Origin of the sequence: Rhodococcus sp. ABRD24, from assembly GCF_004328705.1 — a bacterium.
In the GTDB taxonomy this organism is placed as follows: Bacteria; Actinomycetota; Actinomycetes; order Mycobacteriales; family Mycobacteriaceae; genus Prescottella.
This window is the reverse complement of sequence record NZ_CP035319.1, coordinates 2518336-2529690: the sequence shown is the minus strand read 5'-3', so window position 1 is coordinate 2529690 and position 11355 is coordinate 2518336. Positions and strand designations below refer to the sequence as shown.

The 11355-nt window shown below is 68.0% G+C and carries 10 protein-coding genes; all 10 read left to right on the top strand.

From position 1 onward, the window contains the following. The first annotated feature begins 2 nt into the window (after window positions 1-2). Complete coding sequence (locus ERC79_RS11135) at window positions 3-743, top strand: ATP-binding cassette domain-containing protein (protein WP_242676820.1); 741 nt, start codon at window positions 3-5, stop codon at window positions 741-743. Beyond that, window positions 740-1969 carry an alpha-D-ribose 1-methylphosphonate 5-triphosphate diphosphatase gene (locus ERC79_RS11130; protein WP_131578152.1) on the top strand — a complete coding sequence of 410 codons (1230 nt, stop codon included), beginning with the start codon at window positions 740-742 and terminating at the stop codon, window positions 1967-1969. The genes ERC79_RS11135 and ERC79_RS11130 overlap by 4 nt, the downstream gene beginning before the upstream one ends. A gap of 237 nt (window positions 1970-2206) precedes the next feature. After that, entirely contained in the window at window positions 2207-3157 is a 951-nt protein-coding gene (locus tag ERC79_RS11125) for a phosphate/phosphite/phosphonate ABC transporter substrate-binding protein (protein WP_131578151.1), read from the top strand. Window positions 3158-3200: 43 nt separating this feature from the next. Next, window positions 3201-4025, top strand: coding sequence for a phosphonate ABC transporter ATP-binding protein (phnC, locus tag ERC79_RS11120; RefSeq protein ID WP_131578149.1), 825 nt, complete (start codon window positions 3201-3203; stop codon window positions 4023-4025). A gap of 94 nt (window positions 4026-4119) precedes the next feature. Then, window positions 4120-5772, top strand: a complete 1653-nt coding sequence (gene phnE, locus ERC79_RS11115; protein WP_131578148.1) for a phosphonate ABC transporter, permease protein PhnE — start codon at window positions 4120-4122, stop codon at window positions 5770-5772. Beyond that, entirely contained in the window at window positions 5748-6590 is an 843-nt protein-coding gene (locus tag ERC79_RS11110; RefSeq protein WP_242676819.1) for an inositol monophosphatase family protein, read from the top strand. The genes phnE and ERC79_RS11110 overlap by 25 nt, the downstream gene beginning before the upstream one ends. A 165-nt stretch (window positions 6591-6755) precedes the next feature. Continuing rightward, a complete protein-coding gene (ugpC, locus tag ERC79_RS11105) occupies window positions 6756-7838 on the top strand; it encodes a sn-glycerol-3-phosphate ABC transporter ATP-binding protein UgpC (protein ID WP_131578146.1) in 1083 nt (360 codons plus the stop codon). Window positions 7839-7984: 146 nt separating this feature from the next. Continuing rightward, on the top strand, window positions 7985-9268 hold the full coding sequence (locus tag ERC79_RS11100) for an ABC transporter substrate-binding protein (protein ID WP_131578145.1): 1284 nt from the start codon (window positions 7985-7987) through the stop codon (window positions 9266-9268). A 39-nt stretch (window positions 9269-9307) separates the two neighbouring features. Next, the gene (locus ERC79_RS11095; RefSeq protein WP_131578143.1) at window positions 9308-10399 is read left to right on the top strand and encodes a sugar ABC transporter permease; all 1092 of its coding nucleotides are present in this window, start codon (window positions 9308-9310) and stop codon (window positions 10397-10399) included. A gap of 131 nt (window positions 10400-10530) precedes the next feature. Continuing rightward, complete coding sequence (locus ERC79_RS11090; protein WP_207390510.1) at window positions 10531-11346, top strand: carbohydrate ABC transporter permease; 816 nt, start codon at window positions 10531-10533, stop codon at window positions 11344-11346. Window positions 11347-11355: the final 9 nt, after the last annotated feature.

Sequence of the window (11355 nt, the reverse complement as noted above, 5' to 3'; positions counted from 1 at the left end):
GCATGATGACGAAGAACGTTCTGTCCGTTCGGGACCTCCGAAAGACCTTCACCCTGCACACCATCGACGGCCGCACGGTGACGTCGCTGCACGGCGTCGACCTCGATGTCGCGGCCGGCGAGCACGTCGCCCTCGCCGGACCGAGCGGCGCAGGCAAGTCCAGCCTGCTGCGTTGCGTGCATCGTAGTTACCTGCCGGACGGTGGCACCGTCACGCTCGGCACCGATGCCGGACCGGTGGAGTTGACCACCCTGCCCGATCGGGAGATGGCCCGGCTCCGGGGCCGTGAACTCGGATATGTCTCCCAGTTCCTGTCCGCGCCGCCGCGCACCGGTCCGATGGAAGTTGTTGCGGCGTCCGGTCGGCGACGTGGACTGAGCCGGTCGGATGCCCGAGACGCGGCGGCCGAGTCGCTGCGCCGGCTGGCGCTGGACGAGACATTGTGGGACGTGGACTGCAGTGTCCTCTCCGGCGGCGAGCGCCAGCGTGTGAACATCGCCGCGGGAACGGTACATCCGCCGCGGCTGCTGTTGCTCGACGAGCCGGTCTCCGCGCTCGACCCGATCAACCGGGAGCGCGCGCTGGAGCTGATCGCGTCGCTGTCCGCACAGGGCGTGGCGGTGCTGGCGGTGTTCCACGACTTGGATGCGATGCGCCGCCTGGCGTCGCGCGTGATCCGGTTCAGTGATGGTCGAATCGCGCAGCAGGGCAGCGCGATCGAGGTTCTCGGGGTGGCGGCATGACGGAGCAGACGACACTCGAACAGCCGCGCGCCTGGTCGCTACCGCGGTCGCCGCGGGACTATGTGCTCGGCCATGTGCGGGCGGTGCTGCCGAACCGCATCCTCGACGACGCCCGGATCGTGGTGCGTGACGGCCGGATCGTGGAGGTCGGCGAGAGCCGGGTCGGCACCCGCGCCGATGTCGACGGTGGTGGGCTGTTCTGCCTGCCGGGGCTGGTGGATGTGCACTCCGACGGGCTCGAGCGTGAGCGACTGCCACGGCCGGGAGCCGAACTGCCGTGGATGTTCTCGATGATGTCGTTCGAGGGCAAACTGCGGGCTGCGGGCGTCACCACCGTGTTCCACGGGGCGTCGTTCTCCGATCGGCAGGCCGCGAAGGACGGCCGCAGCGTCGACTCCGCGCTCGCGATGTGTCAGGCCGTCGCGGACTGGAACGAGAGGCAGGCGGACGGTCGCCTCGTCGACCACCGGGTCCTGCACCGGCTCGACGTCCGCTCAGGGCTGGGTCTGGCTGCGCTGCAACAGCATCTCGAGGCGATGGTCGCGTCAGGTGAGATCGGCGCCGAGCGACCCGCAGTGATCTCGCACGAGGATCACACCCCGGGGATCGGCCAGTACGCGGACCGCACGTTCTACGAGAGGTACGTGGCGGGAATGTCGGGGATCTCGCAGGAAGAGGCTCGCGACCGGGTGGACGTGTTGCTCGCCGAGCGGGAGAGTAACCTGCCGGTCCGCGAGGAATCGATGAATTGGCTGGCCGGCCAGTCGGCGACCGGACGGGTACGGATCTTCGGCCACGACCCGGAATCTGCGGCGGAGATCGCGGATCTGGCCCGGCGCGGCGGCGACGTCGCCGAGTTCCCGACCACCGTGGAGGCGGCCAAGGAGGCCCGCGCACGGGGCATGTCGGTGGTGATGGGCGGCCCGAACATCCTGCGTGGCGGTTCGCACTCGGGCAACGTCTCCGGCCGGGAGTTGGCCGGGCTCGGACTGGTGACGGCACTCGCGTCGGACTATCTGCCGTCCTCGCTGCTCGGTGCGGTCTTCACGCTGGCGGCCGGCACGATGTCCTTGCCGGAGGCGGCCTCGCTGGTCACCAGCGGCCCGGCCACCGCGGTAGGGCTCTCCGACCGCGGCGCCCTCGAACCCGGACAGCGCGCGGACCTGGTGCTCGTCGGTCTCGATCACGATTGCCCGGTGGTGCGGTCGGTGTTGCGCGCGCACTGACATCTTCCGTCTGACCCGGCCCCGGCCCTCATCGAGGTGCCGGGGCCGGGTGCGTTCTGCGCCGCGTGCCGAACGGACAACAACCGGCGTGGTCCGCCCTGGTCCGTTTCGCAGCGGTTCACCTTCGGTTGGACCCGCGGTCATGACGGCCCCGCAGGCTCTAGCCGTGCGCGCCTGAGATGGCGCACGACCCGAACACAGCCCCCGCTGGTGGGGAACACAAGGAGACGATTTCCCATGGGTAGCAACTCGCGCCGCTTGCTCGGTGTCGCCGCTGTCGCCGCGGCCGCCGTTCTGGGTGTCTCCGGCTGCGGCTCGAGCGCCGCGGCCGGAGACGATACGGCCGCGGGTGATCCGCAGACGCTGGTCCTCGCCGCCATCCCCGCGGAGGACTCGGAGAGCCTCCAGCAGCAGTACAAGCTTGTCGCCGAGGTCATCGAGAAGGAGACCGGGCACAAGGTGGAATTCCAGAACGCCACCGACTACTCGGCCGTGATCGAGGGGCAGCGGGCCGGCAAGGTGCAGATCGCGGGCTACGGTCCGTTCTCCTACATCACCGCGAAGGACAGCGGGGTGGGGACGATCCCCGTGGCGGCGCCCGTGAAGTCGGCTAGTGCAAAGCCGGGCTACCAGTCGTACGCCATCACCAAGGGGGGATCGAATATCAAGTCCCTCAGTGACTTCCGTGGTAAGACGGTCTGCTTCGTCGACCCCGCCTCCACCTCCGGCTACCTCTACCCGTCTGCCGGACTGAAGGAACTCGGTATCGACCCGGAGAAGGATGTCACTCCGGTCTTCGCGGGCGGCCACGACGCATCGGTGCTCGCCGTGAACAGCGGCCAGTGTGACGCCGGGTTCGCCTACGACACTATCGTCGACAAGGTTCTCGTGGAGAAGGGCCAGATCAAGCCGGGCGACATCGACGTGGTGTGGAAGTCGGAGACCATCGCGGCCAGCCCGATCGCGATCAGCACGGACCTCTCCCCCGAGTTGCAGGCCCAGCTCACCGCGATCTTCCGCGAACAGCTCAACCGTCCGGCGCTCGTGCAGGCCGGCGTGTGCGCCGACGAGGACTCCTGCGACCTGCCCGAGGACGTCGGGTACGGCTACGTGCCGGTCGAGGACTCCCTCTACGACGGTGTGCGGAAGGTCTGCGAGGTCACGCAAGCCGCTGCCTGCAAGAACTGAGCCGAACCGCAACCACTTCCACCGCCAAGCCAGGGAGACCCTCATGTCCGACCCCGCACATTCCGCGCTCGGCGCGACGATCGACCGCATCCTCACCCCGACCATCGCACTCGACCGGGTGCACAAGGACTTCGGTCCCCAGGTGCGCGCCCTGACCGGCGTGTCTCTGCAGGTGTATCCGGGTGAGGTGGTTGCGCTGCTCGGACTGTCCGGGTCGGGCAAGTCCACCCTGCTGCGGCTGCTCGACGGTCTACACCTGCCCACTTCGGGTACCGTCACGGTCCTCGGCCAGGACGTCGGGACGGCACGGGGCGCGCGGTTGCGTGCCCTGCGCCGCCAGGTCGGTTTCGTCTTCCAGCAGTTTCACCTGGTCGGCAGCATGTCGGTGCTCGAGAACGTGTGCTCCGGCGCTCTCGGTACGCTGCGCGGCCCGAGAGCGGGTCTGTTCATGTATCCGAAGGCGGTGCGACAGGCCGCGATGGAGCAGCTCGATCGGGTCGGGTTGGCGGACCGTCCGTTCCAGCGCGCCGACACCCTCTCCGGTGGTCAGCAGCAGCGGGTCGCCGTGGCCCGGGCGCTGGTGCAGCGGCCGCGGATCCTGCTCGCCGATGAGCCCGTCGCCTCTCTCGACCCGGAGTCCGCCGCGCAGGTGATGGCACTGATCTCCCAGGTCGCGGCGGAGGACAACCTGACCGTCGTCTGCAGCCTGCATCAGGTGGAGCTGGCGCTTTCCTGGGGACACCGGCTGGTCGGCCTGCGGTCCGGAAAGGTGGTGCTGGACAAGCCCGTCTCCGCGATCAGCCGGGACGAAACCATGTCGATCTACTCGTCAGTGGCGGCGGCCGACACCGCCCCGCAGCTCGTCTGACGCCGTGGCCGTTCTGACCTCGCCCGGTCCCCGCCACGCCGACGACCGGGGGACACGACGGACCCTCGCCAGACCCTCCCCGAAGGCGATCGGGGTGACCGTCGTACTCGCCGGGTGGCTGGCCGCCTCGCTGTGGTCCGTCGCCGCCCTGAAGATCAATGTCGCGACGTTCGCCGACAGCATCGGGAATGCCGTCGACTTCGTCTCCCGAATCTTCCCGCTCGACTTCCCGCCGCTCGGCGAGCTGGCGCGGATGACCGGACAGACCCTCGCCATCGTCACCTGCGCCACTGCGCTGAGCGTCGTGCTGAGCGTCCCGGTGTCCCTCGCCGCCGCCCGAAACACCACCCGCTCCACCGGCCTGCGGTGGGCCGCCCGTGCGGTCGTCGTCGTCACCCGGGCCATCCCCGAAATCGTCCTGGCCATTCTGTTCCTGCGGCTGTTCGGGCTCGGCGCGGTCGCGGGCATCCTTGCGCTGGGCATCCACTCGATCGGCATGGTCGGCAAGATGTATGCCGACGCGATCGAGGACACCGAAGCGGGACCTCGGGACGCGCTGCGAGCCGCGGGCGCCACCTGGGGCCAGCAGATCACCGGCGCCGTGCTCCCGCAGGCCGCGCCCGCATTCATCGCGACAGCGTTGCATCGCTTCGACATCAACCTGCGCGCTTCGGTGATCCTCGGCTACGTCGGTGTCGGTGGCATCGGTATGGAGCTGTCACTGGCGATGAAAACCTTGAATTACCAAAGAGGTATGGCGCTTGCGCTGTTCGTGATGGCCTTGTGTATCGCGGTCGAGATGATCTCCGGGGCGGTCCGTCGGTCCCTGCTGGGTCCCGCCGCGCCCACCCGCCCGGGATTGCGAACCCGTCTCGCGCGCCGGGTCACCGGCGCCGCGGGCGGCTGGGTCGACGCTGATCCCGGAACTGCACCGGCGCAGGCACTTCGGATGCCGGACGGCCGCTACCGGACACGTCCGCCGTGGACCCTGGCACGGGTCCGCCGGTTCTCCTACGTCGCCGTCACCGTGCTGATTCTGCTGGCCGCGACCTGGAGTGTCGACATCGATCTCTCCCGGATGGCCGACGGCTTCTCCACGCTGTGGTCCACCCTGGGCCTGTTCGTCCCGCCGTCCACCGGTGGTATCGGTGACGAATTGGTGGCGCAGTTGATCGTCACTATCCAAATTGCGCTTGCTGCAACCTTTCTCGGATTGATACTCGCGGTACCCATAGGAGTGCTGGCGGCTCGCAATGTCGCCCCCACACCCGGTGTCGCCCGATTCTTCAGGATCGTCATCGTCGCGGTGCGTGGCATCCCGGACCTGATTTTCGCGATCGTCTTCATCGTGATCACGGGCCTCGGCGCCACTGCGGGAGCCCTGGCGTTGTCCGTCGGTGCGGTCGGCCTACTGGGCAAGCTGATTGCGGATTCGCTCGAGGAGTCCGACGTGCGGGTGCAGCACGCGGTTGCCGCCGGCGGTGCCACCCGTATCCAGGTCTTCGGCGCCGCCACGCTGCGTCAGTGTGCCCCACCGCTGGTGGCGCACCTGTTCTACCAACTCGATGTCAACATCCGCGCCGCCACCCTGCTCGGCGTCGTCGGTGCCGGCGGCATCGGCTTCTACCTCATGAACGCCGCCCGCGTCCTGCAGTTCGACGTCGTCACCGCAATCGTCCTGATGGTCTTCGCCGTGGTGATGGCCGTCGAAGGAGTGGCGATGTGGATGCGCCGCGCCATGTCCTGACCCCACTGCAACTGGAGCATCAGATGATCTACACGAAAACCATTCCTGCGGAGGCGAACCAGGCGCTCGTGGCCGCTGCGGACGCGGCGGTGTCGGCCTACCGTGACGCCGTGCTCACCCACTCGCCCGACAAGCTCGCGGCGATCGCGATGGACGGCGCCGACGGCACCCCAACGATGTTCATCGATGTCCTCGTCGAGGACGCGATCATCGACGCGGCGACCGCGGCCGGTGTGAACGTGCTTTCCGAGGAACGCGGCTGGGTCGACGTCGGATCGGCCGTCACCCTCGTCGTCGACCCCGTGGACGGGTCCGCCAATGCGGCGGCGGGAGTGCCGCTGTCCTGCTTCAGCGCCGCCGTCGCGATCGACGGCGAGTTCACCGAAGCTCTCACTGCGTGGCTGCACACCGACCAGCGGTGGTGGGCATCGCGGAACCGGTCCGAGTTCACCACGAGTGGCCGCCGATCGGCGCGAGAGGCGGCGGTCTCCGTGCTGCGGCCGCATGCCCGGAACCGGGACTCCTGGACACGGGTCGCCGATGCCGCGAAACGCATCCGCATCCTCAGTTGCAGCACCATCGATGCGGCATTCGTCGCGACCGGAGCCGTCGACGCCTTCGTCGACGCGGGCAGCGACACCCATCGGCTGATGGACATTGCCGCCGCCACCGTCCTGGTCGGCGCGTCGGGCGGCGCGGTCATCGACGCGTTCGATCGTCCGATCGAGTTCGACACCGACCTGACCCGGCGATGGAGCGGGATTGTCGCGGCCACCCCGGAGCTTGCCGCCGAACTCCGGGACCTCATCCGGGGCTGACCCGGGTGCCGGGCGGCGGGGCGGCCGGCGCATCCGCTTCATGCGACTGGACCGGTGCGCGGTCGGCCCACACGTCACGTGGGACGCCTATGCTGTCCCCGCACAGCCGTGCACCCTCACTCGGATCGTCCGGCACGTTCCTGCCGGTGAAGGGACCGCTCCACCATGGCTTCGGTGACATTCGACAAGACGACGTGCCTGTTCCCGGGCGCGACGACCCCCGCGGTCGACAAGCTGGACCTGCACATCGAGGACGGCGAGTTCCTCGTGCTGGTCGGCCCGTCCGGCTGCGGCAAGTCCACCTCGCTGCGCATGCTCGCGGGCCTCGAGGAGGTGTACGACGGCCGTATCCTGATCGGCGACCGCGACGTCACCGGCCAGGAGCCCAAGGAACGCGACATCGCGATGGTCTTCCAGAACTACGCGCTGTACCCGCACATGTCGGTGGCGGAGAACATGGGCTTTGCGCTCAAGCTCGCCAAGACGCCCAAGGACGAGATCAAGCGCCGCGTGCAGGACGCGGCGAAGATGCTCGACCTCGAGCCGTACCTGGACCGCAAGCCCAAGGCGCTCTCCGGCGGCCAGCGTCAGCGCGTCGCGATGGGGCGCGCGATCGTCCGCAGCCCGCAGGTGTTCCTGATGGACGAGCCGCTGTCGAACCTGGACGCGAAGCTGCGCGTGCAGACCCGCACCCAGATCGCGCAGCTGCAGCGCCGGCTCGGCACCACCACCGTCTACGTCACCCACGATCAGGTCGAGGCGATGACGATGGGCGACCGGGTTGCGGTGCTCAAGGACGGGGTTCTGCAGCAGTGCGCCTCGCCGCGCGAGCTGTACCGGCGACCGGTCAACCAGTTCGTGGCCGGATTCATGGGTTCGCCGTCGATGAACATGCTCACGCTGCCGGTCACCGACGACGGCGTCGTGCTCGGGGACGCGGTCATCCCGGTTTCCCGTGAAACCATCGCGGAGATTCCCGAGCGGCAGGTCGTCGTCGGTATCCGCCCCGAGTATCTCGAGCTGTCCGAATCGAGCGGGGGCATTTCGATGGACGTCGACGTCGTCGAGGAACTGGGTTCGGATGCCTACGTCTACGGCCGGACCGGTCTCGGCGGTCCTACCGAGCACCATATTGTCGCGCGCGCCGACTGGCGGACCCCCCCGCGGCGTGGTGAGCGGCTGACTTTGCATGTTGAGCCGTCGGAGGTGCATCTGTTCTCGGTGACCGACGGCCGACGAATCGGATGACCCTGACCGATCCAGTCCGGGTGTAATGACCGAATTTTGCGTCCGGTCGTGCCACAGTAGGCGGCGACATATGCCTCGGTCCGGTTGACGCGCTGCCCTCAGTGCACGATCAAGGGACCGGAGATCGTCTATCTGAAAGGTGGACCATGCGTTCTTTCAATACGCGCTCGCGGGTTGCAGTCGCGGCCTCGGCCGTCGCGCTGCTCGCGCTCGCCGGGTGTTCGAGTGACAACGGCGGCAGCACCAGCGCCGACGACGCCGTCAAGCAGAACCTCGACGGCCGTGGTGCGATCTCGTTCGCGATGGGTAAGAACGACACGGCGACGCTGCAGCCGGTCATCGAGAAGTGGAACGCCGCGCACCCGGACGAGCAGGTTTCGCTCAAGGAGCTGCCCGGTGAGGCCGACGACCAGCGCAACAAGCTGGAGCAGTCGCTGCAGGCGGGCAACGCCGACTACGACGTGATGGCGCTCGACGTCGTCTGGACCGCCGGCTTCGCCGCGAACGGCTGGCTGCAGCCGCTCGAGGGCTCGCTGGCCATCGACACCGCGCCGCTGCTGCCCGCCACGGTCGACAGCGCGACCTACCGCGGCAAGCTGTACGCCGGCCCGCAGAACACCAATGCGCAGCTGCTGTACTACCGCACCGATCTCACGCCGACGGCTCCTGCGAACTGGAAGGCGCTCACCGACAGCTGCACGGTCGCCAAGGACAAGGGCGTCCAGGACTGCATGGTCACCCAGCTCAAGCAGTACGAGGGCCTCACCGTCAACACCACGCAGTTCATCAACTCGTGGGGCGGCGCGGTCGTCGGTGCCGACGGCAGCACCCCCGAGGTCGAGTCCCCGCAGTCGAAGGCCGGTGTGCAGGCCATGGTCGACGCCTACCAGGCCGGCCAGATCGCGAAGCGCTCCACCGGCTTCACCGAGGAGGAGACCAACCTCGCGTTCGTCGGTGGCGAGGCAATGTACGCCTACAACTGGCCGTACATGTGGGACAACGCGCAGGATGACGCGTCGAAGGTGAAGGGCAACGTCGGCGTCGCGCCGATCGTCGGCCCGGACGGTGCCGGTGCGTCCACGCTGGGCGGCTACAACAACGGCATCAACGTCTTCTCGAAGAACAAAGCCACGGCCCGTGACTTCATTGCGTTCATCCAGAATGCAGAGAACCAGATGTCGTTCGCGGACAACTCGTTCCCGCCGGTCCTCAAGTCGGTCTACGACGATCCGGCTCTGGTCGCGAAGTACCCGTACCTGCCGGCGCTGAAGGCGGCTCTCGAGAACGCGCAGCCGCGTCCGGTCACCCCGTACTACACGGCCATCTCGAAGGCGATCCAGGACAATGCGTCTGCTGCACTGAACGGTAAGTCGACGGTCGACCAGGCGGTCACCAACATGACCGCGGCCATCAACAACGCGGCAAAGTAGGCACCACCCGTTCGAACACGAGGAATCAGGTAACGCACGATGGCTGACTCTGCTGGGCTCAGGCGAGCAGACGAGGCCCGCGCCGTGGCCGGGGTCGACGATCCCGGCCACGGCGGTCGCGCTTCCGGGCCCGGGCCCGGCACGGCGCGGACGGGTCACGACGACGAACCGAAGGCGGTCACTCCACGCCGCAAGCGCGACTTCCGGCCGATCTGGCTGATCGCGCCCACGATGGTGATCCTGGCCGTCGTCATCGTGTACCCGGTGTTGCGCGCGGTGTACCTCTCGTTCCAGGCGAACAAGGGGATCGACCCCGACACGGGCCGCTTCACCCCGGGCGGGTTCGCCGGATTCAAGCACTACCTGCAGTGGCTGGTCCAGGACTGCGGTGGCGGCGCGGGCACGTGTCCGCCGGGCACCCTGGCCTCGGACTTCTGGTCCGCCGCGGGCGTCACCGTCTTCTTCGCCGTCGTCACCGTCGCGATCGAGGTGCTCCTCGGCCTGTGGATGGCGACGGTCATGGGCAAGACGTTCTTCGGGCGCTCCCTGCTGCGCGCGAGCGTGCTGATCCCGTGGGCCATCCCCACCGCGGTCACCGCGAAGCTGTGGTTCTTCATCTTCGCCGAAAACGGCATCGCGAACCGCCTGCTCGGCACCTCCATCGCGTGGACCACCGACCCGTGGGCCTCGAGGTTCGCGGTCATCATCGCCGACGTGTGGAAGACGACGCCGTTCATGGCGCTGCTGATCCTCGCGGGCCTGCAGATGATTCCGCAGGACGTCTACGAGGCCGCCAAGGTGGACGGCGCCAGCGCGTGGCAGCGGTTCACCAAAATCACGCTGCCGCTGGTGAAGCCGGCGCTCATGGTCGCGGTGCTGTTCCGCACCCTCGATGTGCTGCGCATGTACGACCTGCCCGCGATCCTGTCCGGCACGTCCGGCGCGACCCCGAACACGACGCTGTCGATCCTGGTGGTCGCCGACATCCGGCAGGGCAACTTCCAGAGTGCGTCGGCGCTGTCGACGCTCATATTCCTCCTGATCTTCGCCGTCGCGTTCGTGATGGTGAAGTTCCTCGGCGCCAATGCGGTGCGAACCCAGGAAGAGCAGCGGAAGGGAGCGGACCGCTGATGGGACGTCACCGTAGGCCCGACGAATACGACAACCTCGAGGCGGCTGCCGCAGTGGCTGTCGCTCCCCCGCCCGCGGCTGAGGCTTCGACGGTGATCGACAAGCCGCGCCGCCGCACCGACCGCGGCAAGATGGCGCGCACCTACCTCGGTGTGGCGATCATCCTGATCTGGGGTCTGGCACCGTTCTACTGGATGGTCGTCACGGCGTTTCGGCGCGTCGACCACACCTTCGACACCACCCCCTGGCCGACGTACCTGACGCTCGACAACTTCCGTGCCGCGCTGTCCACGGACAAGGGCAACGACTTCCTCGGCGCGATCGTCAACAGCCTCATCATCGGCGCGGTCACCACCGCCGTCGGCCTGCTGCTCGGAGTATTCACCGCGTATGCGCTGGCCCGGGTCGAATTCCGCGGCAAGTACATCGTCACCGGCATCATCCTGGGCGCGTCGATGTTTCCGACCGTCGCGCTGATGACACCGCTGTTCCAGCTGTTCGGCGACTTCGGCTGGATCGGTCAGTACCAGGCCCTGATCATCCCGAACATCTCGTTCGTGCTGCCGCTGACCATCTACACGCTCACCTCGTTCCTGTCGGATCTGCCGTGGGAACTCGAGGAGGCCGCGCGAATCGACGGCGCCACCAGGTTCCAGGCGTTCCGGCTGGTGATCCTGCCGCTGGCCGCGCCCGCCCTGTTCACGACTGCGATCCTCGCGTTCATCGCGACGTGGAACGAGTTCATGCTCGCGAGCCTGCTGTCGACGGAGAAGACCGAGCCGGTCACCGTCGCGATCGCCCGGTTCGCGGGCGCCAACTCGTGGGAGCAGCCGTACGCCGCGATCATGGCGGCCGGCACGATCGTGACTATCCCGCTGGTGATCATGGTGCTGCTGTTCCAGCGCCGCATCGTCTCCGGCCTCACCGCTGGTGGCGTGAAGAGCTGACATGGTGGC